22 protein-coding genes are annotated in these 25888 nt (G+C 72.8%); 8 read left to right on the plus strand and 14 right to left on the minus strand.

Annotated elements, in window-relative coordinates; genetic code table 11:
• Positions 1-224: 224 nt before the first annotated feature.
• Together ACIBG6_RS28080 and ACIBG6_RS28085 are read right to left on the minus strand one after the other, a co-directional pair.
• Positions 225-644: an ATP-binding protein gene (locus ACIBG6_RS28080; RefSeq protein WP_399225429.1), complete on the minus strand. Its 420-nt coding sequence runs from the start codon at positions 642-644 to the stop codon at positions 225-227.
• 74 nt (positions 645-718) lie between these two features.
• Positions 719-1090, minus strand: a complete 372-nt coding sequence (locus ACIBG6_RS28085; protein ID WP_399225430.1) for an STAS domain-containing protein — start codon at positions 1088-1090, stop codon at positions 719-721.
• A 233-nt stretch (positions 1091-1323) separates the two neighbouring features.
• On the opposite strand from ACIBG6_RS28085, the gene ACIBG6_RS28090 reads away from it, so the two are divergent.
• The 3 genes from ACIBG6_RS28090 to ACIBG6_RS28100 all read left to right on the plus strand — a co-directional run bounded on the left by ACIBG6_RS28090 (position 1324) and on the right by ACIBG6_RS28100 (position 5792).
• Positions 1324-2232 (plus strand): RNA polymerase sigma factor SigF, encoded by a 909-nt coding sequence (locus tag ACIBG6_RS28090; protein ID WP_399225432.1) that lies wholly within the window; start codon positions 1324-1326, stop codon positions 2230-2232.
• 204 nt (positions 2233-2436) lie between these two features.
• Entirely contained in the window at positions 2437-3633 is a 1197-nt protein-coding gene (locus ACIBG6_RS28095; protein WP_399225433.1) for a DegT/DnrJ/EryC1/StrS family aminotransferase, read from the plus strand.
• Positions 3630-5792, plus strand: a complete 2163-nt coding sequence (locus tag ACIBG6_RS28100; RefSeq protein WP_399225434.1) for a lipopolysaccharide biosynthesis protein — start codon at positions 3630-3632, stop codon at positions 5790-5792. The genes ACIBG6_RS28095 and ACIBG6_RS28100 overlap by 4 nt, the downstream gene beginning before the upstream one ends.
• A 6-nt stretch (positions 5793-5798) precedes the next feature.
• Here the strand turns inward: ACIBG6_RS28100 and ACIBG6_RS28105 are convergent, their stop codons facing one another.
• Genes ACIBG6_RS28105 through ACIBG6_RS28130 form a run of 6 tightly spaced genes read right to left on the minus strand, consistent with a single transcriptional unit; the run spans position 5799 to position 11763 of the window.
• Positions 5799-6860, minus strand: a complete 1062-nt coding sequence (locus ACIBG6_RS28105) for a glycoside hydrolase family 26 protein (protein ID WP_399225435.1) — start codon at positions 6858-6860, stop codon at positions 5799-5801.
• Positions 6857-7279 (minus strand): hypothetical protein, encoded by a 423-nt coding sequence (locus tag ACIBG6_RS28110; RefSeq protein WP_399225436.1) that lies wholly within the window; start codon positions 7277-7279, stop codon positions 6857-6859. Before ACIBG6_RS28110 ends, ACIBG6_RS28105 begins: the two co-directional genes overlap by 4 nt.
• A complete protein-coding gene (locus ACIBG6_RS28115; protein ID WP_399225437.1) occupies positions 7276-9192 on the minus strand; it encodes a hypothetical protein in 1917 nt (638 codons plus the stop codon). Before ACIBG6_RS28115 ends, ACIBG6_RS28110 begins: the two co-directional genes overlap by 4 nt.
• On the minus strand, positions 9189-9998 hold the full coding sequence (locus ACIBG6_RS28120; RefSeq protein WP_399225438.1) for a polysaccharide deacetylase family protein: 810 nt from the start codon (positions 9996-9998) through the stop codon (positions 9189-9191). Before ACIBG6_RS28120 ends, ACIBG6_RS28115 begins: the two co-directional genes overlap by 4 nt.
• Positions 9995-11392: a glycosyltransferase gene (locus ACIBG6_RS28125; protein WP_399225439.1), complete on the minus strand. Its 1398-nt coding sequence runs from the start codon at positions 11390-11392 to the stop codon at positions 9995-9997. The genes ACIBG6_RS28120 and ACIBG6_RS28125 overlap by 4 nt, the downstream gene beginning before the upstream one ends.
• Before the next feature lie 29 nt (positions 11393-11421).
• Entirely contained in the window at positions 11422-11763 is a 342-nt protein-coding gene (locus ACIBG6_RS28130; RefSeq protein ID WP_399225440.1) for a hypothetical protein, read from the minus strand.
• A gap of 412 nt (positions 11764-12175) precedes the next feature.
• On the opposite strand from ACIBG6_RS28130, the gene ACIBG6_RS28135 reads away from it, so the two are divergent.
• From ACIBG6_RS28135 to ACIBG6_RS28145, 3 genes are all read left to right on the plus strand, one after another.
• Entirely contained in the window at positions 12176-14191 is a 2016-nt protein-coding gene (locus tag ACIBG6_RS28135) for a S8 family serine peptidase (RefSeq protein ID WP_399225441.1), read from the plus strand.
• Between the two features lie 201 nt (positions 14192-14392).
• On the plus strand, positions 14393-15520 hold the full coding sequence (locus tag ACIBG6_RS28140) for an amidase domain-containing protein (RefSeq protein ID WP_399225442.1): 1128 nt from the start codon (positions 14393-14395) through the stop codon (positions 15518-15520).
• An 18-nt stretch (positions 15521-15538) separates the two neighbouring features.
• The gene (locus ACIBG6_RS28145) at positions 15539-15973 is read left to right on the plus strand and encodes a hypothetical protein (RefSeq protein WP_399225444.1); all 435 of its coding nucleotides are present in this window, start codon (positions 15539-15541) and stop codon (positions 15971-15973) included.
• A 186-nt stretch (positions 15974-16159) separates the two neighbouring features.
• Here ACIBG6_RS28145 and ACIBG6_RS28150 read toward each other — a convergent pair whose 3' ends face one another.
• Positions 16160-17236: a GNAT family N-acetyltransferase gene (locus tag ACIBG6_RS28150; RefSeq protein ID WP_399225445.1), complete on the minus strand. Its 1077-nt coding sequence runs from the start codon at positions 17234-17236 to the stop codon at positions 16160-16162.
• 170 nt (positions 17237-17406) lie between these two features.
• On the opposite strand from ACIBG6_RS28150, the gene ACIBG6_RS28155 reads away from it, so the two are divergent.
• The gene (locus ACIBG6_RS28155; RefSeq protein ID WP_399225446.1) at positions 17407-18039 is read left to right on the plus strand and encodes a phosphotransferase; all 633 of its coding nucleotides are present in this window, start codon (positions 17407-17409) and stop codon (positions 18037-18039) included.
• A 3-nt stretch (positions 18040-18042) separates the two neighbouring features.
• Here ACIBG6_RS28155 and ACIBG6_RS28160 read toward each other — a convergent pair whose 3' ends face one another.
• From ACIBG6_RS28160 to hutU, 5 genes are all read right to left on the minus strand, one after another.
• Positions 18043-18822, minus strand: a complete 780-nt coding sequence (locus ACIBG6_RS28160; protein WP_399225447.1) for a hypothetical protein — start codon at positions 18820-18822, stop codon at positions 18043-18045.
• 109 nt (positions 18823-18931) lie between these two features.
• Positions 18932-20179, minus strand: a complete 1248-nt coding sequence (gene hutI, locus ACIBG6_RS28165; RefSeq protein WP_399225448.1) for an imidazolonepropionase — start codon at positions 20177-20179, stop codon at positions 18932-18934.
• Positions 20180-20214: 35 nt separating this feature from the next.
• The gene (locus ACIBG6_RS28170; protein ID WP_399225449.1) at positions 20215-21552 is read right to left on the minus strand and encodes a formimidoylglutamate deiminase; all 1338 of its coding nucleotides are present in this window, start codon (positions 21550-21552) and stop codon (positions 20215-20217) included.
• Positions 21543-22760 (minus strand): allantoate amidohydrolase, encoded by a 1218-nt coding sequence (locus ACIBG6_RS28175; protein ID WP_399225450.1) that lies wholly within the window; start codon positions 22758-22760, stop codon positions 21543-21545. The genes ACIBG6_RS28170 and ACIBG6_RS28175 overlap by 10 nt, the downstream gene beginning before the upstream one ends.
• Complete coding sequence (hutU, locus tag ACIBG6_RS28180; RefSeq protein WP_399225451.1) at positions 22757-24433, minus strand: urocanate hydratase; 1677 nt, start codon at positions 24431-24433, stop codon at positions 22757-22759. Before hutU ends, ACIBG6_RS28175 begins: the two co-directional genes overlap by 4 nt.
• 105 nt (positions 24434-24538) lie before the next feature.
• On the opposite strand from hutU, the gene ACIBG6_RS28185 reads away from it, so the two are divergent.
• Positions 24539-25864, plus strand: coding sequence for a diaminopimelate decarboxylase (locus ACIBG6_RS28185; protein ID WP_399225774.1), 1326 nt, complete (start codon positions 24539-24541; stop codon positions 25862-25864).
• Positions 25865-25888: the final 24 nt, after the last annotated feature.

A 25888-nucleotide genomic window follows, 5' to 3' on the forward strand; every position in this document is an offset into this window, starting at 1 on the left:
GACCAGTCGCCGCACCCGTACACGAACTCCGCACATATGCACGCGAACAGGCGATCATCCGGCCATCTGTTCGCTTTTTTCCCGGCTCCGCCGAGGACGCGGTGGCGGGCACTCAGCGCCCGCGAAAGGAGCCGAACGCGGCGACGCTTCGCATCGCGGGGCCCGGAGTCGATTCCTCCCCGACATAAACGTCGGGTGGAATCGACAGACTCCTGGTGAAAGTCCTAGGCGGGCGCGGCCAGTTCGGCCCAGACCGTCTTGCCCAGGGCGCCGGGTGTGCGGTCGATGCCCCAGTCCAGGCAGAGCCGCTGGACGATGAACATGCCGTGGCCGCCGGGCCGTCCGGAGCGGTGCGGGGTACGGGGCGCCGGCTGTCCGGCGCCGCGGTCGGTGACTTCCAGGCGTACGACCTGGCTTCCGCGCAGGACGCGCAGGCGCTCGGGGCCCTCGGCGTGTAGGCAGGCGTTGGTGACGAGCTCGGAGACGACGAGCAGGACGTCCTCGGCGGCGGCCCTGCGGTCGGCGGTGGCGGCCGGGAGCCACCCCCACTCCTGGAGCGCCGACCGCGTGAAGTCGCGGGCGAGCGGGACGGTGCCGCTGGTCTCGCCGAGGGCGAGCGTACGGACGTCGGAAGCTTGGTCCATCAGCGCTTCACCTCACCGATTGACGAGACAGAGGGGCGGGACGTGCGGAGCGAACGCGGAGCGAACGCCGCGCCTCAGCCGGGGAGGGCCGTGTCGAGCGTGTCGTGCAGCGTGAAGACGGCCTCCGCGCCGGTGATGTGGAACACCCGGGCGACCGCGGGCCGCATCGCCACCAGATGGACCCCGCCACCCGCGGCGTCCGCCCGCAGCCGGGCGCCGAGCAGCACGTTGAGCCCGGTCGAGTCGCAGAAGTCGAGGCCCGAGCAGTCGACGACGAGCCGTGACCGGCCCACGTCGAGGGCGGCGTCGAGTGGCGTGCGCAACAGTTCGGCGGTGTGGTGATCCAGCTCACCTACGGGCGTGAGGAGTTCACTCCCCGCGTCCACGATCCGGACCTCGACCCGCAGCCGCGCGGGCTGTGCGCTGCCGATGTGCTGGCGGTCCATGGCCGTGCCTCTTCTCGCTCTCGCGGCTGCCGACTGACGTGCGTCGAACCCTACAAGCGGGGCACCCTCCGACGCACACACGGGCTACGCAAACCGACACAAAGCGGATTATTGGCACTTGCAACCATTGCGGTTCACCAGGTAGGGCTAGAAGGGAACACCTGAAAGAACACCCGACACGACCGGCCTCGGAGGCGCCGCAAACCGCAGCAGAAGAACAATGGAGGAGACCCATGTCACCCCGGCTCGACGCCCCGCGTACCCCCGACGCGCCGTCGGCAGCAGTCCCCCTCGACCACCTGCCCGCCCAGCGCCCCGCCATGCGCGACGACCTGCCCGACCTGCCCGACCGGCCCCTCGACCGCATCGGAGCGGTCGACGCGCGCGCCCTGTCGAAGCAGCTCTTCGCGCGGCTCGCCGTCCTGGAGGAGGGCACCCACGACTACGCGTACGTCCGGAACACGCTCGTCGAACTCAACCTGGCCCTGGTGAAGTTCGCCGCCTCCCGGTTCGGGAGCCGCAGCGAGCCGATGGAGGACATCGTCCAGGTCGGCACGATCGGCCTCATCAAGGCGATCGACCGCTTCGAGCTGACCCGGGGCGTCGAGTTCCCCACCTTCGCGATGCCCACGATCATCGGCGAGATCAAGCGGTTCTTCCGCGACACCTCGTGGTCCGTGCACGTCCCCCGCAGGCTCCAGGAGCTCCGGCTCGACCTCGCGAAGGCCGGTGACGCGCTCGCCCAGCGCCTCGACCGTGCCCCCACCGTCACCGAACTCGCGGAGGAGCTCGGGATCTCCGCGGAGGAGGTCGTCGAGGGCATGACCGCCAGCAACGCGTACACCGCGAGCTCGCTCGACGCCAAGACCGAGGAGGACGAGGCCGGCAGCGGGGAGAGCGCCCTCGCCGACCGGATCGGCTACGAGGACGACGGGCTCGCCGGCATCGAGTACATCGCCTCCCTCAAGCCGATGATCGCCTCGCTGCCCGCCCGCGAACGGCACATCCTCTCCCTCCGCTTCGTCTCCGGCATGACGCAGTCGGAGATCGGCACGGAGCTCGGGATCTCCCAGATGCACGTCTCCCGGCTCCTCGCCCGCACCCTCACCCGGCTGCGCCGCGGTCTCACTCTGGAGGAATGACCTCCGGCGGCTCCCCCGAGCCGTCAAGATGGCTCCGGAAAGGGCCCGTTCACGGTCGCGTTCTCGATCCGCCGACCCGGGACGGGCCCTTCCGTACGACCGCGCGTGCAGCCCCGCACCAGGCCGATCGCGCGCCCGGAAGGCCTTGTTGACGCGCCGTCCGGATTGGGCCACATTGAGCCCGGGGATTCAGGGGGGAATCACATGGTTTCTGCGTACGCGGAACTGGAAGGGCGGATGCGCGACCGGCTCGGGGGCAGGGAGTGCCTCTACGTGCCGTCGTGCCGCTTCGGGCTCTACCTCGCGCTGCGCCACTGGTGTGAGCCCGGCGGCCGGGTGCTGATGTCACCGGTCAACGACGACGTGATCTTCTTCGTCGTGCTCGCCGCCGGGCTCCGCCCGGTGCAGGCGCCGCTCGACCCCCGGGACGGGTCGATCGACACGACGGCCGTCCCGGAGTCCGTCTGGCGCGGCCTGTCGGCGGTCATCACCACCAATCTGTACGGGAATCCCGACCCTGCCCCGGAGCTGCGGGCCCGCTGCGACCGGCTCGGCATCCCGCTGATCGAGGACGCGGCCCACGCGATCGGCTCCACCGTCGGCGGGCGCCCGGTCGGCACGTACGGCGAGGCCTCCGTCTTCAGCCTCTCGAAGCACACCGCCGCCAAGACCGGCGGCTTCGTCGCCCTCGCCGACCCGGCGCTGCGCGAGGAACTCACCGCCGCGCGGGACGAGTTGCTGCACCCGACCCGTACCGGCAACGAACTCGCCTACCTGGCACGGCCGTACGCGGAGGCCGCCGTACGCGGCATGCGCCTCGTACGGGCCGCGCGCGCGACGGTGCGGCTGCTCGGGATGGAGGAGCGGGAGGAGATCCGGATGCCGCTCCGCGCCGACGAGCTGCTGCGGGCCCTGCCGGCCGCGCCCGATCTCGCCCCCTTCCACTCCTGGGTACGGGTCGACATGCACGACTACCGGCTCCGGCCGGGGTCGGGGCGGCTGCGCCGCACCACCCGCAGACTGGCCCGGCTCGACGGCGTCCTCGCCGCCCACCGCGCGGGCACGGCCCTGCTCCTGGCGAGCGAGTACGGCACGCCCGGGGCCGCGGACGAGCCGGCGCAGCCGCTGTTCCGCGTCCCGCTGCTCGTCGAGGACCGGGACGCGGCGATCGCCGCCCTCGCCCGGCACCGGATCACCACCGGCTACGTCTACGACCCGCCGCTCGACACCTACGCGGGCGAGGCGTTCACCGACCTCTCCCCCGCGCCGGAGGCCGCCGCCCGGTTCGCCCGGCACGCCCTGCCGGTGGACCCGCGCCGCGCGGACGAGGTCCTCGGCGTGCTGCGCGCGTCCGGGACCCGGCCGGCGCGCCTGTCGGAGGCCCCCGGCGGCGCCCGGTGACCGACACCGTACGGCTGCGGGAATCGGGCACGGCGGCGGAGACCGGGAAGACCTCGGCCGACGCCGTGTCGGAACCCTCCGGGGAGCAGCACGAGAAGGGCGAATCCGGCGAGAACTCCCTGTTCCGCAACGCCTACGCCCTGATGCTCTCCACCGGCGTCTCCGCCGCCCTCGGGCTCGGCTTCTGGCTGGTCGCGGCCCGCTACTACACGGAGGAGGCCGTCGGACAGGGCTCCGCCGCCATCGCCGCGCAGCGGATGCTCGCCTCGCTGACCGCGACGACGCTGACCGGTGCGGTCGTCCGGTACGTGCCCCGGGCGGGGCGCGCCACCGGGCCGCTCGTGGTCCGCCTCTACCTGGTCAGCACGGCGGTCGTGGCCGTCGCCTGCGGCGTCTTCCTGCTCACCCTGGACTGGTGGGGCCCCTCGTACGCCCCGCTCGGCACCGTGTCCGCCGGGATCTTCTTCACCGCGGCAAGCATCGGCTGGGCCCTGCTCACCCTCCAGGACGCGGTCCTCACCGGGCTCAGACGGGCCATCTGGGTCCCCGTCGGCAACGCCGTCTTCTCGCTCGGCAAGCTCGTGCTGCTCGTCGTCCTCGCCGTCGGCGTGCCGGTGCTCGGTGTCTTCGTCTCCTGGGCGGCGGCCATCGTGCTCTCCGTCGTGCCGGTCGGCTGGCTCGTCTTCCGGCACCTGATCCCCCGGCAGGCGCACGCCGACCGGGACCGCGAGCCGCCCGCCCTGCGCGAGATCGGCCGCTTCCTCGCCGGGGACTCCGTCGGCTCGATCTTCAGCCTGCTGATGATCAGCCTGCTGCCGATGATGGTCGCCGTCCGCTTCGACGCCGCCCACAACGCCTTCTTCTACACGGCCTACACCGTCGGCGGCACGATGGAGTTCATGGCCATCAACATGGCCTCCTCGCTCACCGCGCACGCCTCGCACAGCCCCGAGTCCCTCGCCGAGGGGGTCAGGGGAGCGCTGCGCCGCATGGCGCTGCTGCTCGTCCCGGTGGTGCTCGTCCTCGTCGTCTTCGCGCCGCTGATCCTCGCGCCCTTCGGCGAGGACTACGCCCGGAACGGCACGACCGTGCTGCGCCTGCTGGCCGCCGCGGCGCTCCCCCGGGTCGCCGTCGAGCTGTACATCGGGGTGCTGCGCGTCCAGGGCCGTACGGGCATGCTCGCCGCGCTCCAGGGCGCGATGTGCGTCATGGTGCTGGGCAGCGCGGTCTTCCTCCTCGGGCCCTTCGGCATCGCCGGCGCGGGGTACGCCGTCCTCGGCTCGATGACCCTGATGGCGGTGGCGTCCGTGCCGGGCCTGCGGGCCACGCTCAAGGGCCGGGCGCCGGTCGAGGGGGCCCGGGCGGCCGCGCGGGTGAAGGAGCGCGCGGAGGACGGGTACGGCACGAACTGGGCGCGGGAGAGCGCCTATCTGCGGGGGACGCACGACTCGGTGACGCCCGCGTTCGGCATCCCCGTGTACGTACCCCGGCAGCGGACGGACGAGCCGGCGATCACCCCCGCGCGGCGGGAGGCGGGGGGTACGGACCGGCCGGACGGGCCTGACGGGCCTGACGGGGCCGAAAGGCCGACGACCCGGCTCCGGCTGTGGCTCTGGCTGTCCCTCGGCGTGGCCGCCGTGCTGTTCTGGCTCCCGCTCGCCGGGGCCGGCGCCCTCGACGTGGAGCGGCTCTCCGGGACCGGTCTGCTGACCGCGCTCCCGCCCGTCACGCTGCTCGCGGGGCTGCTGCTCGTCGCCCTCCAGGGCGCCGCCGTCGGCCTCCGCGCCTTCCGGCCGGCGTTCGCCGGAACGGTCCTGCTCGCCACCTTCCTCGCCCTGCACACCGCGCCGCCCCTGCTGGGCCTGCGGCCCGCCGCGGCCGGCGGCCCGGGCGCGGCACTCCTCGGCGAGGCCGCGGGACCGGCGGCGGTCGTGACCCCGATCGTGCTCCAGGCGCTGTGCCTGCTGCTCGCTGCCCTGCTGCTGCGGGTGCTCGGCGTGGCCGACCGGGTCACGGCGGGCATGGTGTGGGTCCTCGTCTGGGCCGGGTGGGCGGGGCAGCAGGCCTTCGCCACCGCCCCGCTCCCGCTCTTCCTGGGCCTGGCCGGCGCCACGATGGCGGTCTGCGCCTTCCGCGGGGTGGCGGCGGGCCGCCGCTGAGCCCCATCAGCGGCGCGGCAGGGGCTGCTTGAAGTACGGGTCCTGGCCGGCGGTCCGGTAGCCCTCGAGGCCCGGCCCGGAGTCGACCGTCAGGTCGCACCCGGGCCCGGGCACGGCACGGTTCCAGTGCACGTACGCCTTCGCCTCCGGCAGCGTCGGCGCCACTCCCGGGATCGCGGTGTACCAGTCGCGCTGCCGCGCGGGTCGTTCCGGGTCGGGGGCGGTGGAGAACTCGGAGAGCATGATCGGCTTCTCGGCGGAGATGTTCTCGCGGAGCCAGTCGTAGCTGGGGCGCTGGCTCTTGTCGAAGTCGAGCCACTTCGTCGTCCGGTGGCATTGGAAGTAGTTGTACTGGTCCATGCCGATCCAGTCGACGTAGTCGTCGCCGGGGTAGAGCTGCTTCATCGACTCCGCGCTGCCCAGGTAGCCGGAGACCGTCCACACCCAGACCACGTTGTCCACCCCGAGCTGCTTGAACCGGTCGTGGAGGTGGCGGTAGGCGGCGACGTACTCGGCGGGGGTGCCGGCGCCCTCCTTGATCCGGGCGTCGGCCTCCTGGTCGAAGGAGAGGAAGACCCGCTTGCCGTAGGCCTTGATGCGACGGATCTGCGGGTCGAGGATCTCCGCGTCGTACTGCCCGGAGGCGAGGTTCTTCCAGCCGAGCTGGGTCTCGGTGTACCCGGCGTGGTGCGGTTCCTTCCACACCGTGGACTCCCAGGCGAGCATCAGCAACCGGTCGCGGCCGAGGACCTGTTCGTCGGGGGTGAGGAGAGTGCCGTCGAGCTCGTTGCCGGACATGTCGTGGTACGTGTAGACGAGATCGAGGCGACGGCCGATCTTCTTCTCGAAGGCGTGCACCGGCCGGACGAGCGAACTGTCGCCGTCGTACGGGATGTACGCGCCCCACCAGGCCCCGCAGGGGGCGACGAGCCGGGTGTCGGGGGCGCACCGGTCGTCCCCCTCGGCGACGGTCGACCACACTCCTATGCCGGCGGTCAGCGCGCCGACGGCGGCGAGCGCCACCGCGAGCCGTCCGGCGGCGCCGCCCTTGGCGTGCTGCCCGGTCATCGGCCCCCACCGGGCCCTCGTTTACGGAACCGGAAGGGCTCGGCCGCCTCGGGTTCGACCGCGCCGCGGGTGGCGGCGGGCAGCGGCAGGCCGGGCAGGAGGGCGACGACGGTGGCGAACGCGGCGAGCGGGATGAGGAAGGCGGGCACGGAGAACCCCTCGATCAGGAAGAGGAGAGTGGCGGTGAGTGCGGCGAGGGAGAGGCTGATCGGCGCGGCCAGTGCGAAGGCCTCCAGTCGGGCGCCGGGGCGCAGTCCGTGCGGTTGGGGGTGGAGCAGGGCGAGGCCGGGTCCGAAGCAGACGAAGAGCAGCACGGGCAGCCAGCGCACGAAGGAGCCGCCCGGCAGCAGGGTCGCCGCGAGGGCCACCCATCCCGATCCGGCGGCGATCGCTCTGATCCGGTTCTGGGTCGTGTTCACGGTGCACCGCCTGTGGTGGCCGAGGGCTTGGTGGACTTCGGGGTGTAGGCGAGGACGATCCCGTACGGGTGTTCCTCGACCGTCGTGAAGAGCGGGGACGCCTTCAGGCGGTCGCGCAGGGTCGCGAAGCCGCCCGGCGGAAGCAGACCCTCGCCGGCCGTGTAGATGTCCTGGGTGCGGGTGAGGACGACGTGCGCAGTGGTGCCGGGCGGGATTCTCTCGTCCAGGTAGCGGGCCGGATCGACGAGCATCTTCTTGTTCTCGGGCAGCTCCTGCTCGGCGAAGAACCAGTGCTCGACCTGGTCGTAGCGGTGCAGTGCCTGCGGGAAGGAGCCGGAGGTGGCGAGGACCAGACCGCCTTCGGGCAGCCGGTCGATGGCGCGGGTGACCAGCTCCGTCTCGGCGGGCGGGGTGTAGTACATCGCGTCCTTGCCGTAGTACGCGGGCAGGAATCCGGCCGTCAGGACGACGAGGACGACCGGCAGGGCGATGGCCGCGGTGCGGCGACGGACGAGACGGCCGCGGCTCCGGTGGGTGCCCGCGACGGCGGGGACCAGCGCCGCCGCGGCGAAGAACGCGGCACCGGGCAGCCCGAAGAGATAGACCCGGAAGAGCATTTCGCCGCCGTAGTCGTTGACGGCGAAGAGCGGTACGGGGGCGATGGAGACGAGCAGCAGCGGGAGCGCGCTGCGGGTCAGCCGGCGGCGGCCGACCACGGCGATCCCGGCGAGCAGGACGACGGCGAGGGCCATGACGATGCCGGCCTGGCCGGCCAGTTCGGGTCCGGGGCCGGTGAGCTGTCCGGCGTATCCGGCGCGGGAGTTCTCGGTGAGCCGGCCGATCGAATCGCGCAGGGTGCCGAGCGTCTCCAGGAACAGCGGCCGGCCCATGGTGAGGTCCCAGGCCAGCATCAGGAGCCCGGCGACGACCAGCAGACCGTAGTTGCGGTAGCGGCGGGTGAGGCTGAGGGCGAAGAGCGCGGCGCAGAGCATGACCGGCGTGAGCTGGTGGGCCGCGTTGATCGCGACGATCAGCGGGGCGATGATCACCACGCAGACCGCGCGCTGGCGCAGCGTCGTGGGCGGCGGCACGGTGGCCGCGGCAGGGTCGAGATTCGCCCGGTCGCGCAGCCGTCCCGCCGAACCGGGCCGCACGAAGTGCCGGAGCACGACGGCGAGTACGGTCAGGTGGAGGACGTAGGCGAAGCCCTGCGGGGCCAGGTAGTCCTGGCCGACCCAGTTGGCGAGCTGGAAGATCCAGACGGCGGTCCACACCAGCCGCCAGTCCTCGGTGAAGGTGCGGTAGATCAGCACGAGCACGGGCAGCGTGATCAGACCGAGGGCGATCGGCGCCCAGTTGAGGTAGGCGGCGGTGCTCTCGACGCCGAAGGCCCGTACGAGCGCCGCGTTCAGGGTGAAGAAGCCGGGCCACTGGTCGTAGGCGGACATGTTCCCGGACAGGGCGGCGTCCGGGCGCAGTTCGCCGGCGCCGAGGATGGTGCCGACGACGGCGTCGTGCTTGGAGGCCCAGGGGTAGCGCACGGAGTCGTACAGCACGGCCGGGGGCGCCTTGAGCGCGACGAGCAGCGCGACGCAGTGGGCGAGGGGCCAGCCCGGCGAGGTCCCGGCGCGCCGCAGCGACACCAGGAAGCCGGCGGTCAGGACCAGCAGGGAGACGTAGAAGAGGGCGGGCAGCCGGTCCAGGAGCCCGTAGTCGACCATGGTGCGGAAGTCGATCCCGGGCAGGGCGAGCGCCCACAGACCGAGGCCGAGCGCCAGCAGGGCGGGTGGCAGCCAGGTGAGGTCGGGCACGGCGACGCGTCGCTCCCGCGGCGCGGGCTTGCCCTCGTGCTCCCGGGCGGGGGCGGGTTCCGTGCCGGTCGCCGCCGTCGGTGTGGACAGGTGCTTCGTCACCCCGCGAACTCCGTTCCGCGCACCAGCGCACGCGTCCTTCGGTACAGCCGCCAGCCGATCGTGGGCAGCGAGTCCGGGTACGGCGCGGCCTTCGCGCCCCGTCCCTCCATCCACCGCTCCACGTCGGCGGCGGTGTGGCTGCGGCGCACGATGAGCCGCGCGATCCGGTAGATCTCGTCGCTCCTGGAGCTGAGCGCGTGCCGCACGGCGACGGCCGAGGTGTATCCGGCGGCTTCGGCGGCCCGGCGGACGGCGGGGCTGTTGTAGCCGTGCGGGTAGGCGAGGTGCCGGATCTCGTGGCCGAGGGTGTCCTCCAGGACCGCCTTCGACTCGCGAAGTTCGCGCCGGAGCGCGGCCGGCGTCAGCGTGTCGAGCTGCGCGTGGGTGGCGGTGTGACCGCCGACCTCCATCCCGTACGCCTTCAGGCGCGGTGCCTGGGCGAGGGTCATCATCGGCGCGGGCGGCAGCAGACAGGGCCGGCCGGGAGTGATGGCCCCGGTGGTGAGGTACGCCGTGGCCGGCAGGTCCCGTGCGGCGAGCGCCTCGGCCGTCGGTCCCACCAGGTCGGCGAAGCCGTCGTCGAAGGTGATGGCGGTGGGCCGGTCCGGCAGCGGAGCCCCGGAAGCGAGGTGCGCGGCCAGGGTGCCGACGGTGACCGGAGTGCGGCCGCTGGCGACGATCGCGTCGAGCTGGGAGGCGAACTCCTTGGGGGAGACGGTGAATTCGGCGATCCAGTCCGGGGGGTCGTCCATCACGGCGTGGTAGAGGAGGACGGGTATCCGGGTGCGAACGGGCGCGCTGGTCATCGGGCGTCCGCCTTCCGGAAGGCGTCGCGCGCCCGTGCCCTGGCGTAGCCGATCGGTCCGTACAGCATGCCGCGTCGCTCCAGTCGGGAGAGGCTCCTGGGCCAGGGATGGTGCTGGGTGCCGTGCTCCCCGGGGACTCCGCCGGCGCCCTCGCCGCGCTGGGCGGTCATGGACCGCGCGTACGCGAGGCCGCGCGGCAGCCGGGTGAGCAGCGCGGGCAGCATGCGGGGGCGGCGGACCAGGGTCGCGGTGAGGTACGCGGTGAGGCCCGCGCCGTAGCCGTACGCCTGGTTCCGCAGGTCCTGCCAGGTCTCCCGGTGGTGGTGCCAGACGAGCGCCTCGGGCGTGTAGCGGAGGCGGAAGCCGGCGGAGAGGACGGCGACGAAGGCGTACAGGTCGTCGCCGCCCTTGGCCGGGGTCCCGGTGCCGGTCGCCGGGTCGAAGCCGCCGGCCTGGCGGAGGGCGGCCGCCCGGAAGGCCATGTTGGCGCCGGAGCCGAAGCTGCCCGCGGTGAACGGGAACAGCGGCTCGTCGGCGGGCGGCCGGGCCGGGTCGTACAGCCGGGGCGCGAAGCCCTTGGCGAAGCCGCCGTGGGACTCCAGGAGGATCTGGGCGGGGGTGGTGAGCCGGGCGGGCAGGATGAGGCCGGTGACGCAGCCGAGGCGGGGGTCGGCGGCGAAGGGCCCGGTGAGGGCGGTCAGCCAGCGCGGGTCGGCGATCACGTCGTCGTCGGTGAAGGCGAGGACCTCGCCGTCGGCGGCGGCGGCTCCGCTGTTGTGGGCGACGGCGAGCCCGGGGGTGTCCTCGCGGACGTACCGGACGCGGCCGGCGTACTTGTGGGTGACCAGGTCGTGGGTGTCGGTGGTGCGGGGCGCGTTGTCGACGACGATCAGCTCGTGGTCGGGGTGGTCCTGGGCGAGGAGCGAGTCGAGGGCGCGGGCGAGGGACTCGGGGCGCTCGCGGGTGGCGACGATCACGGAGGCGCGCGGCGGGACGACGCCCGGGCCCGGACCCGCGGCTCCCCGGCCTGCCGCTACCGGTCCCGCGGCTCCCCGGCCGGCGGCTACCGGACCTGCGGCTCCCCGGCCGGCGGCCTGCGGGCCTGCCGCCGCCGCGGCGGCGGCTTCCTTCGCCGCGAGGCGCTCCGCGTCGGCGCGGGGCGCGGTGCCGTCCGCCAGGCGGGGGACCGCGAGCGCGGCGAGGACCTCGGCGGGGTCCTCGCTCTCCTCGTACCGGCCGAGGACGGTGGCGACGGGGCGGCCGTCGACGCGGACGAGGGCGTAGACCTCGCCGGGGACGGGCCCGGGGGCGCCGGGAGCGGCGCGGAGGCCGACGGCGGCGCCGGACGCGTCGAGTTCCAGCTCGGCGACGGATATGGCGGGTTGCTGGTTCACGGGGTTCCCCCAGGGACGGACACCTGCGGCTACCGGTCGCCCTTGAGGCGGGCGACGGTGTTCAGGGCTTCTCGGGCGCGGGCCGCCGGGGCGGGGCGCTCACGGACAGAGGCGTGGGCCGCCCGGACCGGCTCGCGGCTCAGCCAGTGCGGGGCGGTGCGCGGGTAGGGCCGGGTGAAGGCGCCCTCGTACACGGTGAGTTCGCCGGACTTCAGCGAGTCCTCGCACTCGGCGGCGCCGCGCCCGAGGTCGAGCAGGCCGATGCCCGCCTCCGCCGCGCCGCGCCCCAACGGGCCCTTCTCGAAGGGGAGGAAGCCGACCGGCTCACCGTCCTCGCACCAGACCGCGCCCCGCACACGCCACACACTCACCTAGCCGACCCCCCGGTCATCCCCCGAGACCTTCTGGACAGGAAGGTACCGGCCCGAACCCCACCCCGACAGGCAAACTCGCCCTTTGGGTCACGGAGGGGGACGAGGGTGACCGGGACGGAGCCGTCCGCGAGCGCCCGACGCGGAGTACTTCGTTCCAAATGACCGCCGCCAACGCTGAGTTGACGCAGTACTCCTGCTGTCGCCACAAATACCTTGCGCAGTCACTCCGGCACTCCTAGCGTCCATGATCGTCGATCACCGGCCGGCTCGGAGAAGAGGTACGACGTGCGGAGAACCGTGTTATCCGCGGCAACCGTCACTCCGCCGCCCCGCCGGCCCCCTCTCTTGCGCGCCTGAGCGCCCTTCCACGGAGTGATGAGTGAAGAGACCTAAGAGACCGATATGGGCCTTGGCCGCCGTCACGGCGGTCATGCTGTTCACCGCCGTCCCGGCGAACGCCGCCCCCCAGCCCGACGCCGTTCCGGCCGCCTCGACGGAGCCCGACCCGGTCGACCCGCCTCTGCTCGACGCGACCGCGGACGGCGGCACCGTCCGTGTCAACGTCGTCACCCGCCACCGCGCGGCCTTGGACTCCGCCTCCGAGGCAGGCGAGACACTCGTCTCCTACGACTCACTGCCTCTCGTCACCCTCCGCGTGGACGAGGCGGGACTTCAGCGGCTGAACGCCGATCCGAACGTCGTCAGCGTCTCCGAGGACGTACCGGTCGCCCCCGCCCTGGACGAATCCACCCTCACGATAGGCAGCGACAGGACCTTCGCGGCCGGGAAGACCGGCGCCGGCACCACGGTCGCCGTCCTCGACACCGGCGTCGCCGTCGACCACCCGTTCCTCTCGGGTCGCGTCACGGGTGAGGCGTGCTTCTCGGTCACCGACGCGAGCGTCGGTTCCACCAGTCTGTGCCCCGACGGCACCGGCGAACAGGTGGGCCCCGGCAGCGCGGACGTCGAGACGGGCCCGTGCGCCACCATGGGCGCCGTCTGCTCCCACGGAACCCACGTCGCCGGGATCGTCGCCGGAGACGGAACCGGCGTCGACGGTGCCCCCAAGCGCGGTGTCGCCCCCGACGCGGACGTCCTCGCCATCCAGGTCTTCTCCAAGTTCACCTCCGACGACCGCTGCGGCGGCGCCGGCAAGAGCCCGTGCGTGCTCAGCTTCACCAGCTCCCAGGTCAAGGCGCTGGAGAGGGTCCTCGCGCTGAAGCGGGCCGGAACCGACATCGTCGCGGCGAACATGAGTCTGGGCAGCGGCCGCTGGACCAGCGCGTGCTTCACCGACGCCCGCAAGGCGATCATCGACAACCTGCTCGCCGAAGGGGTCGCCACGGTCGTCGCGGCCGGCAACAACGGCTACGCCGAGGCCGTCAACGCCCCCGGCTGTGTGCCCTCCGCCCTCACCGTGGGGTCCACCACCGACGACGACCAGCTGTCCTCGTTCACCAACCGCGGCGCGCTGCTTGACCTGCTCGCTCCCGGCACCGGCATCGTCTCCTCGGTCCCCGGTGGCGGTTTCGCCTCGAAGGACGGCACCTCGATGGCCGCCCCCCACGTCGCCGGGGCCCTCGCCGTCCTCCGCCAGTCCTTCCCCGAGAAGTCGGTGACGGAACTGGAGGCGCTCCTGCTGGAATCGGGCGAAGCCCTCACCTACACGGGCGCGGTCACCCCCCGGATACAGCTCGACGCGGCTGCGCTCGGCGGCGGCGGCGGGACCGACCCGGAAGAGGATCCTGAACTGACCGCGTGGGACAACTGGACCGAGGTCACCGTCCCTGTCTCCGGGAGTGCCGAGTCGGTGATCGAGATCGATCAGAACAGGCTCGCGCCGTCCTCCCTCCAGGTGTACGTGGATGTCCACCGCGCAGGGCCCGGCGATCTGAACATCGACCTCGTCGCCCCCGACGGTTCCCTCTACCCCCTCCAGCAGGTCCGGGACAACGAGGTCGACGCGATCCACGAGCTGTACCAGGTGGACGCGAGCGGTGAGCAGGCGAACGGCACCTGGAAGCTCCGTGTCACCTCGATCGGCGCAGGCGGCTCGATCAGCGGCTGGGACCTTCGCTTCCCGTGGTTCGACAACTGGACCGAAACGCAGATTCCCGACCTGGGCACCGTCGAGTCTCCGGTGGTCGTCGGCAGCGCGCGCACGGGCAACGCCCCGCAGACGACGCGGGTCTACGTCGACATCCACCACTCATGGCGCGGCGACCTCCAGCTGGACCTGATCGCCCCCGACGGCCGCGCGTACCCCCTGCGGGCAGCGGCGGCCAAGGATTCCGGCGACACGATCCACGAGCACTACGTCGTGGACGCGCGCGCCTCTTTGGCGAAGGGCACCTGGAAGCTTCGGGCCAAGGACACCGCGCAAGGGAACAGTGGATCGATCAGCGGCTGGATGCTGACCCTCTGACGGCACCGATCACGGGGGTGCGCTCGTCGAGCGCGGGCGCGCCCCCTGGGGAATCCCGGATTCCCGGGCTTCATCCCGCCATCGGCCCGCGTGATCCGGTCAATGCGCCCTATTGGGCCTGTGCAGGGGCTGAGGCCCCCTATAGAACCGTTCGTGATCACCAAGAATCAGGGGGGAACAACTTTGCGTAGGAACGCGCAGGTGCGGAGAACCGTCTCCGCAGCTCTACTGGCCTTTGCCGTGGTGGGCGCGACGGCTCCCACCGCCCAGGCGGACGAGCCGGGCACGCCGGCCTCGGTCGAGGACACGGCCCAGTTCGCAGGCATCGCCGAGGCATACCTCCAGAAGCGGGCCGAGGCGGTCACGGCCCTCAGCGCCGAGCTCCCGCCCAGCGCGCCGGCGGACGTCTCGCCCGACCTGGCGGAAGTGCTGGAGGCCGACTTCGCCGCCCTGGCAGAACAGGGCCGTGTACTCGAAGGCGTCAACGGGGGCTACAGCAGCGCGGAGGTCGACCTCCTGGTCGACCAGGCGACGGTCAGCGGCAACACCGCGACCGTGGAGGTGACCGAGGACACCAAGCTCCACTACCCGGACCCGCAGCCCGGCGAGCCGGCCTACGAGGAGTACTCGCTCCCGCACACGCTGACCTACACGAAGGCGGTCGACGGGACCTGGGACCTCACGAGCGACCTGGCACGGGTCGACTGGACCGGGCCCGCCCCGACGACCCAGCTCACCCAGCCGGTCGACGTGCCGGCCCCCGACTCCGAGGTCGAGGGCGACAAGGCGGCGCCCGCGCTGACGGAGAACGACGGCCTCGACCCGCCGACCGAGGAGCCGGACCCGACCAGCGGCTACAACTACAACACCATGGCGTCGTACGCGGACAGGTACTGGAAGCGGGGGAACTCCGACTACCGCGTCTACGGAAACGACTGCACGAACTTCATCTCTCAGGCGATGCGCGCCGGCGGGTGGGGGACGACGTCGGGCAGTGCGATGAGCCGCAAGGACAACAGCAAGTGGTTCTACGCCAGCTTCACGTGGACCACCAGCTACACCTGGGCCGGCGCCGAGAACTGGTACTGGTTCGCGAGTAAGCACTCGAAGCGCACCAAAATACTCAACAACGTGTGGCACATGGGCAAGGCCGACGTCCTGCAGGCCGACTGGAAGCGCGACGGCATCATCGATCACAGCATGATCGTCACGACCCGGACGTCGAACGAGGTCTACCTCACCTACCACACGCCCAGTACGCACAACAAGAAGCTCAGCACGATCGTGGCGCAGTACCCCCGTGCCTGGTGGTACGCCCACCGGACCTGATCCTTTGATGAGGGACGCATGACCTTTCGGAAGTCTCCCATGCTGGCCGTCTTCGCCTGTGCGCTACTGGTGGGATGCACCCAGGAGCCCGATCCCCAGGGCCGTACGGAACGGCAGACCGCCGAAGCCTACGTTCAGGCGCTGAACAGCCGTGACGTGGATGCGCTCGCGAAGCTGGGGCCCCCGGGCTACGAAGAGGTCGAGGCGGACGCCCGCAAGGCCGTGGCCGCCGACGGCGGCAAGGGACTGGAGATCGACAGCGTCAAGGTGTCGCACGAGTTCGGTGACGACGTGGCGAGCGCCCATGTGGTCGCCACGGACCAGGCCGGCAAGCCGTTCGCCACCTACGTGCAGATGTCCCGTCACGACGGCACATGGGTCGTGGTCCTCGGCCACGCTCCCGGTGCCGGAACGGCCGGCGCTAGCCCGGCGGCCACGGAGCCGCCGGGCTAGCGTCCGCGATCCGGTGCGCGTGCTGGACAGGTCCCGGGAACGCAACAGGCCCCGCCCTTCAAGGGTGGGCCTGCGGCGGACCCGGGACCTCGTCGTGCGGTGCGACGAACGCATCGGGTGCGACGGCGAGGGGTGCGGAGGTGCAGGGCTCCGCCTCGCCCTCGGCACGTACCGACGTCGCCGCGGTTATCGGTTTCCCCGCAGCCGCGCGAGCCCGTTGAGGGTGGCGCGGGCCCGGGCCGCGAGGGCCGGACGGTCGCGGACGAAGCGGTGGGCGCGCCGGGCGGGCTCGCGCCCGAGCCAGTGCAGGGCGGCGCGTGCGCCCGGGACGAAGACGGCCCCCTCGTACACGGTCAACTCCCCTGTCTTCAGGGCGTCCTTGTACTCGGCGTCGCCGCGCCCCAGGTCGAGCATCCCGATCCCGGCGGCGGCCGCACCCTCGGCCATCCGGAGATGGAGGACGAGCCCGGGCGAGTACTTCGCGAACTCGGGGTCGTACGCCGGGAACCAGCAGGACAGCACGGTCCCGGACCGCAGCCCGAAGTGGGCGGCGATGGGCCGCTCCCCCACGTACAGCACGGACAGGACGCCGGAGCAGCCGGGCGTGCGCTGCTCGTGGAGGCGGCGGACGAGGGTGGTGATCCACTCCTTGGCGAAGCGGTCGCCGCGCCCGGTCCTGCGGTACTGGGCGGACTTCCACTCCATGAGGGTGCGCAGGGCGGCCGGGTCGCGCTCGTCGAAGACGAAGCGCACCTCGCCGTCCGCCTGGCGGCCGAGCTTGCGCTCCTTGGCGAGGGTGGTCTTGAGGAACTTGGGCGACTGGACGCGCAGCAGCGCCTCGTAGGCCGCGTACCCCTCGCCGACGTCGATCACGGGCGAGGCGAAGGACTCGGTGGCGGCGCCCTCGAAGACGGGCTGGCCGGCCTCCAGGTTGTCGAACTCCCACACCACGGCCCCGCAGGCGCGCAGCACCGCGCGGGAGCCGGGCCGCAGCCCTGGCCGCAGGACGGCGCCCTGACTGTCGGAGACGCCGAAGCCGATGGCCCGCCCCTGCCCCAACGCCCCCTTCTCGTACGGGAGGAAGCCGACCGGCTCGTCCCCCTCCCACCACACTGCGACCCGCGAGCGGGGGCGCACCTGGGCGACCGCGCGCGTGAACTCCGGTTCCATGAAGGGGTTCGCGGGAGCGCCGGATTTCGCGCGCAGTTCCCGCCACGCCTCGATCTCGCGCTCGCTCAGCTCCCCCGGCCTCACGATCCGCACACGAAAAGCACTCACCTTGCCGACCCCCCGGTCCCCTGAGTACTGCCAGGACAGGACGGTACCGGTCCGAACCCCTCCTCGGCAGGCATACTCGGCCATTCCGTGGCCTCGCTGCGAAGCAGTGGTCACGTGGCGGTGACGGTGGACAAGAGGCGGATGGGGCAGGGCAGTTGAAGATCATCGGGCAGGGCAGGACCGCGGACGTCTACGCACTCGACGAGACGCGGGTCCTGCGGCGGTACCGGGACGGCGACGACGCGACGCGGGAGGCGGGGGTGATGACGCGGCTGGCGGGCCACGGCTATCCGGTTCCGGCGGTGGTACGCGCGGAGGGGCCCGACCTGGTGATGGAGCGCCTCGCCGGACCGTCGCTCCTGGACGCGCTCCTGGAGGGCACGTACGAGCCGGAACCGGCGGGCGAACTGATAGCGGGGCTCCTCACCCGCCTGCACGGCCTGCCGGGCTCCCGCCTCCTGCATCTGGACCTGCATCCGGGGAACGTGGTGCTCACGGCGTCCGCGGGCCCCGTCGTCATCGACTGGCAGACCGCCGAGGAGGGCCCGCCGGGCCTGGACTGCGCCATGTCGGCGCTGATCCTCGCGGAGGTGGCGGTCTCCCCCGCCCCGTACGCCCCCGGCGCCCGCGCGGGCCTCGCCGCCCTCCTCGCGGCCGTCCGCACCCCGCTCCTCCCCCACCTGCCGGCGGCGCGCACACGCCGGGCGGCCGACCCGAACCTGACGCCCGACGAGGTGGCGGCCCTGGGGGCGGCGGAGTCCCTGGTGAGGTGCCTGGCGGCCGCCTGACGGTCAGGACGCGGTGGCGTCGTCCGAGCCGGGCTTCCGCTTCACCTCGGCCACGTCCACGTCCATCGTCTCCGGTGCCCCGAACGGTTCGACCAGCACGCCGTCACCGGTGCCGGTGACCTCCAGGATCAGGTTGTTGCCCATGAAGCGCAGGTCGATCCGGGCCCGGGGCGAGCCCCCGTGGTCCGGCATGCGGTGGATGCGCGACGGCGGGTAGTCCAAGGCAGCCAGCTTCTTCCGCAGGGCGGGCTGGTCGGCCGGACCCGCGCCGTCGAACGCCTCGCGGATGCGCTGGACGTGCGCGTCGCCGACGCACTTGTCGATGGCGTTCAGCGGCACCTCCTCGACGGGGCCGGACCTCGTGGGGGTTTGCTCCGGCTCCGGGGAGGACGGCGGCTCGGGGGCGTCCAAGGGGACCGAGAGGTCCCCGGGCTCCTCCGGCTTCGCCCCGTCCGGCAGGTTCTGCGGCGGGATCGCGTCGTCCGCGGCCGGGTCGGCGGGCGGCTCGGGCAGACCGCCCGGCACGCAGCCGTCCAGGACGCGGGAGTACAGCGCCAGGAAGCGCATCTCCGGGTCGGGGTGCTTCGCCAGGTCGTCCGACGGGAGCGGCCGCGTCGACGTCGGCGAGGGCGTCGGCTTCGACGTCGGCCGGGCCTCGACGCCCACGGCGGACGCCTTGACCGCGGGCCTGCCGGTGGGGTCCGCCGTACCGCAGGCGGTCAGGGCCATGCTGCCGAGCGCGGTGGCCAGGACGATCTTCGCGAGGCGGTTCGGAGTTCTCATGCGGGAATCATGCGAGCGACCGGGGGTCGCCCACATGAGTACCCCTACTCAACCGCGCCCTGTGGCCGATCGGACTGTCGTCCGCCGCTTTTGACGTCTCGCCGGTCGCTCAAGCCACACGCACGCCCTTGCGCCAGACCTCCGTCACCAGCGGGACGCCCGGGCGGTAGGCCAGGTGCACGGGGGACGGGGCGTCCAGGAAGGTCAGGTCCGCGCGGGCGCCGACCGTCAGGCGGCCCACGTCCGTGCGGCGGAGGGCGGCGGCGCCGCCGGCCGTGGCGGACCAGATCGCCTCGTCGGGGGTCATGCCCATGTCCCGTACCGCGAGGGCGATGCAGAAGGGGACGGAGGACGTGAAGGACGAGCCCGGGTTGCAGTCCGTGGAGAGGGCCACGGTCACGCCCGCGTCCAGGAGACGGCGGGCGTTCGGCCACTCCGCACGGGTGGAGAACTCCGCGCCCGGGAGGAGCGTGGCGACCGTGTCGCCGGAGGCCAGGGCGTCGACGTCGGCGTCGGTGAGGTGGGTGCAGTGGTCCGCGCTCGCCGCGTCCAGCTCCACCGCCAGCTGCACGCCGGGGCCGTACGTCAGCTGGTTGGCGTGGACCCGGGGGTGCAGGCCCTTCGCCTTGCCCGCGGTGAGGATCGCGCGGGCCTGGTCGCCGTCGAAGGCGCCCTTCTCGCAGAAGACGTCGACCCAACGGGCGTACGGGGCGCAGGCGTCGAGCATCTCGCCGGTGACGAGCTCGACGTAGGCGGCCGGGTCGTCCGCGTAGTCCGGGGAGACGATGTGCGCGCCGAGGTACGTCACCTCGTCCGTGTGCTCGGCCGCGATCCGCAGGGCGCGGGCCTCGTCCTCGACCGTCAGGCCGTAGCCGGACTTCGTCTCGAAGGTGGTCGTGCCCTGGCGGAGGGCTTCGCGCAGGTAGCGGGCCACGTTCGCGGACAGGGCCTCGTCGGAGGCGGCGCGGGTGGCCGCGACCGTCGTGCGGATGCCGCCCGCCGCGTACGCCTGGCCCGACATGCGGGCGTTGAACTCGGCGGTGCGGTCGCCCGCGAAGACGAGGTGCGAGTGGGAGTCGACGAAGCCGGGGATCACGGCCCGGCCGGCCGCGTCGACCCTGTTGTCAGTGGCGGGTGTTTTGCTGGTTTCACCGACCCAGACGATGCGGTCGCCGTCGATGACGACGGCCGCGTCCTGGATCAGGCCCAGAGGACTGCCATCACCGAGGGAGGGATCGTTGGTGACGAGACTGGCGATGTTGACGATGGCGGTGGCGGTCGTCGCCACGGCGCTGTTCGCGCTCGTGGGCGCGGAGATCGCCGCCGGGTTGTTCGTCGCCGCGGGGCCGTTGTTCATGGTGAGAGGTGTCTCCTTCAGCCGTTTCGGCCGTTTCAGCCGCGCAGGGCGGCGATCGAGTCCGCGAGGGCGCCGGCCACGTCCGGTACGGAGTGGTGCGCCCCGTCCCGTACGACGTGACGGCCGGCCACGACCGTGTGCCGGACGTCCGCTGCCGACGCGGCGAATACCGCCGTCTCTGCTGCCAGACGCGGTACCGGTCCCGCTGTCCTGACCGTGTCCAGCGCGATCGTCGTGAAGTCGGCGAGCGCGCCGGCCTCCAGGGTGCCCGCGTCCGGCCAGCCGAGGGCCGCGTGGCCGTCGGCGGTGGCGGCCCTGAGCAGGGCGGCGGCCGTCCAGTGGCCGCGGGTGCGGGTGCGCAGGCGCTCGTTCAGCTCCATGCCCCGCGCCTCTTCCAGGAGGTCGATGACCGCGTGGCTGTCGCTGCCCAGGGAGAGCGGGGAGCCCGCGCGCTGGAGGGCGACCGCCGGTCCGATGCCGTCCGCGAGGTCGCGTTCGGTCGTCGGGCACATGCAGGTGCCGGTCGTCGACGTGCCGAGGAGGGCGATGTCCGTGTCCGTCAGGTGCGTGTTGTGGACGCCCGTGGTGCGGGGGCCCAGGACACCGTGCTCGGCGAGGAGCTGGGTGGGGGTGAGGCCGTGCGCCGCGAGGCAGGCGTCGTTCTCGGCGGTCTGCTCCGACAGATGGACGTGGAGAGGAGCCTCCCTGTCCTGTGCCCACGCGGCGACCGTGGCGAGCTGGTCCGCCGGGACCGCCCGTACGGAGTGGATCGCCGCTCCGATGCGTACGCCGTCCCGCTCCTTGAGGGCCGACACGCGTTCGGCCCACCGCTCGGCGGTGCCGTCGGTGAAGCGGAGCTGGTGCTTGTCGGGCGCGGCACCGAAGCCGGAGGAGAGGTAGGCGGTGTCGAGGAGGGTGATGCGGATGCCCGCCTCGGCCGCCGCGGCGATCAGGGCCTCGCCCATCGCGTTGGGGTCGGCGTACGGGCTGCCGCCGGGCGCGTGGTGCAGGTAGTGGAACTCGCCGACGGAGGTGATGCCGGCGAGCGCCATCTCCGCGTACACGGCGCGGGCGAGGGCGAAGTAGCTGTCGGGGGTGAGGCGCTGGGCGACGGTGTACATCACCTCGCGCCAGGTCCAGAAGGTGCCGGAGCCGACCTGGACCGTGCCGCGCAGGGCGCGGTGGAAGGCGTGCGAGTGGGCGTTGGAAAGGCCCGGGATCGTCAGGCCGCGGAGGACGACCGCGCCCGGGGGCGGGGTGTCGGCCCCGGTGCGTACGGCGGTGATGCGGCCGTCCGACACGTCGAGGGCCACGCCCGGCTCGACGTTCGTGTCGAGCCAGGCGTGCTCCAGCCAGTACGTCGTCAGCGACACGCCAGGCCCTCCAGTACGTCGGCGAGTGCGAGGACCCCGGCCGCGCAGTCGTCCTCGGCCGCGAATTCGGCCGGGGAGTGCGAGACGCCGGTGGGGTTCCGTACGAACAGCATGGCGGTCGGGATCGATTCGGAGAGGATTCCCGCGTCGTGTCCCGCGCCCGTGCCGAGGACCGGCACCTTCCCCGACGCGCCCAGGAGCCGGGACAGCTCGTCGCGCAGTGCGTGCGAGAAGTCCACGATCGGGGTGAAGGACTCCTGGACGACCGTGAGGTCGATGCCGTGGCGGTCGGCGTAGGCGCGGGCCTCCGCCTCGATGCCCGTGACGACCTTGTCCAGAGCGCCCTGGTCGGCGGCGCGGGCGTCGAGCCAGCCGCGGACGAGGGACGGGATCGCGTTGACGCCGTTCGGCTCGACCGCGATCTTGCCGAAGGTGGCGACGGCTCCCGCGAGTTCGGCCTCGCGGCGGGCGGCGAGGACCGTCTCCGCGTAGGTGAGCATCGGGTCGCGGCGGTCGACGAGCCGGGTGGTGCCGGCGTGGTTCGCCTCGCCGGCGAAGTCGTAGCGCCAGCGGCCGTGCGGCCAGATCGCGGAGGCGAGGCCGACGGCGTCCCCGGACAGGTCCAGGGCCCGGCCCTGCTCGACGTGCAGCTCGACGAAGGCGCCGATCCGCGCGAGGCGCTCCGGGTCGGGGCCGATGGCGTCCGGGTCGTAGCCGGCGGCCTCCATCGCCTGCGGGAGGCTGATCCCGTCGGCGTCGCGGAGCTCGTACGCCTGCTCCTTCGTCAGCCGGCCCGCGGTGAGGCGGGAGCCGACGCAGGCGAGGCCGAAGCGGGCGCCTTCCTCGTCGCCGAAGTTGACGATGGCGAGGGGGCGCCGGAAAACGGCCCCGCGGGAGCGGAGTTCGTCGAGCGCGGCGAAGGCGGACACGACGCCGAGGGGGCCGTCGAAGGCGCCGCCGTCGGGGACGGAGTCCAGGTGGGAGCCGGTGACGACGGCGTCACCGGCGGTGGGGTCGCCGAGCCAGGCCCACTGGTTGCCGTTGCGGTCGGTCTCGACGTCCAGGCGGCGGGCCTCGGCCTGCATCCGGAACCAGAGCCGGCAGTCGGCGTCGGCGCCGGTCCAGGCGTAGCGGCGGTAGCCGCCCGAGGCGTCGCTGCGGCCGATGGGCCGCAGCGACTGCCACATGGCGTGGAAGCTCGCGCTCACGCCGAGGCCTCGTCGTCGGAGCCCTCGCGCATCGGGACGCGGACGCCCTTCTCGTCGGCGACGCGCTCCGCGATGTCGTAGCCCGCGTCGACGTGGCGGATGACGCCCATGCCCGGGTCGTTGGTGAGCACGCGGCGGATCTTCTCGCCGGCCAGCGGGGTGCCGTCGGCGACCGTGACCTGGCCCGCGTGGATGGAGCGGCCCATGCCGACGCCGCCGCCGTGGTGGATGGAGACCCAGGAGGCGCCGGAGGCGACGTTGACCATGGCGTTGAGGAGCGGCCAGTCGGCGATGGCGTCGGAGCCGTCGAGCATGGCCTCGGTCTCGCGGTACGGGGAGGCCACCGAGCCGCAGTCGAGGTGGTCGCGGCCGATCGCGAGGGGCGCGGCGAGGGTGCCGTTGCCGACCATGTCGTTGAACATGTCGCCGGCCTTGTCGCGCTCGCCCTGGCCGAGCCAGCAGATGCGCGCCGGGAGGCCCTGGAAGTGGACGCGCTCGCCGGCCATCTTGATCCAGCGGTGCAGGGACTCGTTCTCCGGGAAGAGCTCCAGGAGCGCCTTGTCCGTCTTGTGGATGTCGCTCGCCTCGCCCGAGAGCGCGGCCCAGCGGAAGGGGCCCTTGCCCTCGCAGAACAGCGGGCGGATGTAGGCGGGGACGAAGCCGGGGAAGGCGAAGGCCCGGTCGTAGCCGGCGAGCTGGGCTTCGCCGCGGATCGAGTTGCCGTAGTCGAAGACCTCGGCGCCGGCGTCCATGAAGCCGACCATGGCCTCGACGTGCTTGGCCATCGACTCGCGGGCGCGGGTGGTGAAGCCGGCCGGGTCCTTGGCGGCGGCGTCGGCCATGTCCTCGAAGGCGACGCCGACCGGCAGGTAGGCCAGCGGGTCGTGGGCCGAGGTCTGGTCGGTCACGATGTCGATCGGGGCGCCCTCGGCGAGCATCTGCGGGAGCAGCTCGGCGGCGTTGCCGAGGAGGCCGATGGAGAGCGGGCGGCGGGCGTCGCGCGCCTCGGTGGCCAGCTGGAGCGCGTGGGCGAGGTCGTCGGCCTTCACGTCCAGGTAGCGGTGCTCGATGCGGCGCTCGATGGCGCGCGGGTCGACGTCGACGCAGATCGCGACGCCGTCGTTCATCGTCACGGCGAGGGGCTGGGCGCCGCCCATGCCGCCGAGGCCGGCGGTGAGGGTGATGGTGCCGGCCAGGGTGCCGCCGAACTTCTTGGCGGCGACGGCGGCGAAGGTCTCGTACGTGCCCTGGAGGATGCCCTGGGTGCCGATGTAGATCCAGGAGCCGGCGGTCATCTGGCCGTACATGGTGAGGCCGAGCTGCTCCAGGCGCCGGAACTCCTCCCAGTTCGCCCAGTCGCCGACCAGGTTGGAGTTGGCGATGAGGACGCGCGGGGCCCACTCGTGGGTCTGCATGACGCCGACGGGGCGGCCGGACTGGACGAGCATCGTCTCGTCCTGCTTCAGGGTGCGCAGGGTGCGGACCATGGCGTCGTACGAGCGCCAGTCGCGGGCGGCCTTGCCGGTGCCGCCGTAGACGACGAGCTTGTCGGGGTGCTCGGCGACCTCGGGGTCGAGGTTGTTCTGGAGCATCCGGAGGGCGGCTTCCTGCTGCCATCCCAGGGCGCTCAGTTCCGTACCGCGCGCTGCTCGGACGGGGCGGGGTCCTGACATGGGGGTGCCTCCTCGAATGTCGATCAGATATTCACATCTTGGCGCGCTGAATAGATGTAGTCAACAGGACGGGCTTCACCCTTCTCGGTGAGTCGAAATGATGGGATGGGCCGCATGGCCTCCTACCGTCGTGATCTCGCCGTCCGAGCCTCCGTCGACCAAGGACTCCTCTCCCCCGCCGAGCCGGTCGTCGCGCTCCTCGACACCACCGGCATCCGCGCCTCCGCCGCAGCCCTGACCAGCGCTTTCGCCGCCGTCACCGACGCCCACGTCCTCCACGCCTTCGCCGTCAAGGCCGCCCCGCTCGTCCCCGTCCTGCGCCTCCTCCACGACGCGGGGCTCGGTGTCGAGGTCGCCAGCCCGGGCGAGCTCGCCCTCGCCCGCGCCGCCGGGATCCCGCCCACCCACACCGTGCTCGACTCCCCCGCCAAGACCCCGGCCGAGCTGCGCCAGGCCCTCGCGCTCGGGATCGCCGTCAACGCCGACAACCTCCAGGAGCTGGACCGCCTCGACGCGCTCGTCGCCTCCGCGCCCACCGCCTCCCCCCTCGGACTCCGGGTGAACCCGCAGGTCGGAGCCGGTTCCATCGGCGCGCTCTCGACGGCGACCGCCACCTCCAAGTTCGGGGTGGCCCTCCGCGACGAGGGCGCCCGCGCCGGCGTCGTCCAGGCCTACCTGGACCGGCCCTGGCTGACCCGGCTGCACACCCACACCGGCTCCCAGGGCGTCCCGCTCGCCCTGATGGCCGAAGGCGTCGGGGAGGCCTACGCCCTCGCCGAGGAGATCAACCACAAGGCGGGCCGGCAGCAGATCGACACCCTCGACATCGGCGGCGGCCTGCCGGTCAACTTCGCCTCCGACGAGGAGACGCCGACGTACGCCGAGTACGCCCGGCTGCTCGCCGACACCGTGCCCGGCCTCCTCGACGGCCGCTACCGGCTCGTCACCGAGTTCGGCCGCTCCCTGCTCGCCAAGCACGGCACGGTCCTCGCCCGGGTGGAGTACACGAAGACCTCCGGGGGCCGCCCGATCGCCGTCACCCACGCGGGCGTCCAGCTCGCCACCCGTACGGTCTACGCCCCCGACTCCTGGCCGCTGCGGATCCTCGCGTACGACGCCGAGGGCCGCCCCCGCGCCGGGGACGTCACCGTCCAGGACGTGGCGGGCCCCGCCTGCTTCACCGGGGACCTCCTCGCCATCGGCCGGGAGCTGCCGCTGCTGCACCCCGGCGACGTCGTGGCGGTCCCGGACACCGGCGCGTACTACTTCGCCCACCACTACGCGTACAACAGCCTGCCCCGGCCCGGGATCCACGGCTTCACGGTGGCCGAGGACGGGGCGGTGGCCTTCTCGACGGTACGGAAGCCCCAGACGCTCGACGAGATCGTCGCGGAGGCGGGCGGGGCCCACGCGAACGCCCTCGTCGGTTAGCCCGGCGGGGCACACGCGAACGCA

Source organism: Streptomyces sp. NPDC050842, from assembly GCF_044456565.1.
Lineage (GTDB): Bacteria > Actinomycetota > Actinomycetes > Streptomycetales > Streptomycetaceae > Streptomyces.

What these genes read in the sequence shown, in the direction of transcription:
- ACIBG6_RS28095 (WP_399225433.1), top strand. Translation starts at nt 2,437, where the DNA reads ATGGTTTCTGCGTACGCGGAACTGGAAGGGCGGATGCGCGACCGGCTC.
- ACIBG6_RS28145 (WP_399225444.1), top strand. Translation starts at nt 15,539, where the DNA reads ATGACCTTTCGGAAGTCTCCCATGCTGGCCGTCTTCGCCTGTGCGCTA.
- ACIBG6_RS28080 (WP_399225429.1), bottom strand. Translation starts at nt 644, where the DNA reads ATGGACCAAGCTTCCGACGTCCGTACGCTCGCCCTCGGCGAGACCAGC.
- ACIBG6_RS28160 (WP_399225447.1), bottom strand. Translation starts at nt 18,822, where the DNA reads ATGAGAACTCCGAACCGCCTCGCGAAGATCGTCCTGGCCACCGCGCTC.
- ACIBG6_RS28120 (WP_399225438.1), bottom strand. Translation starts at nt 9,998, where the DNA reads ATGACCAGCGCGCCCGTTCGCACCCGGATACCCGTCCTCCTCTACCAC.
- ACIBG6_RS28105 (WP_399225435.1), bottom strand. Translation starts at nt 6,860, where the DNA reads ATGACCGGGCAGCACGCCAAGGGCGGCGCCGCCGGACGGCTCGCGGTG.
- hutU (WP_399225451.1), bottom strand. Translation starts at nt 24,433, where the DNA reads ATGTCAGGACCCCGCCCCGTCCGAGCAGCGCGCGGTACGGAACTGAGC.
- ACIBG6_RS28085 (WP_399225430.1), bottom strand. Translation starts at nt 1,090, where the DNA reads ATGGACCGCCAGCACATCGGCAGCGCACAGCCCGCGCGGCTGCGGGTC.
- ACIBG6_RS28185 (WP_399225774.1), top strand. Translation starts at nt 24,539, where the DNA reads ATGGGCCGCATGGCCTCCTACCGTCGTGATCTCGCCGTCCGAGCCTCC.
- hutI (WP_399225448.1), bottom strand. Translation starts at nt 20,179, where the DNA reads ATGAACAACGGCCCCGCGGCGACGAACAACCCGGCGGCGATCTCCGCG.
- ACIBG6_RS28090 (WP_399225432.1), top strand. Translation starts at nt 1,324, where the DNA reads ATGTCACCCCGGCTCGACGCCCCGCGTACCCCCGACGCGCCGTCGGCA.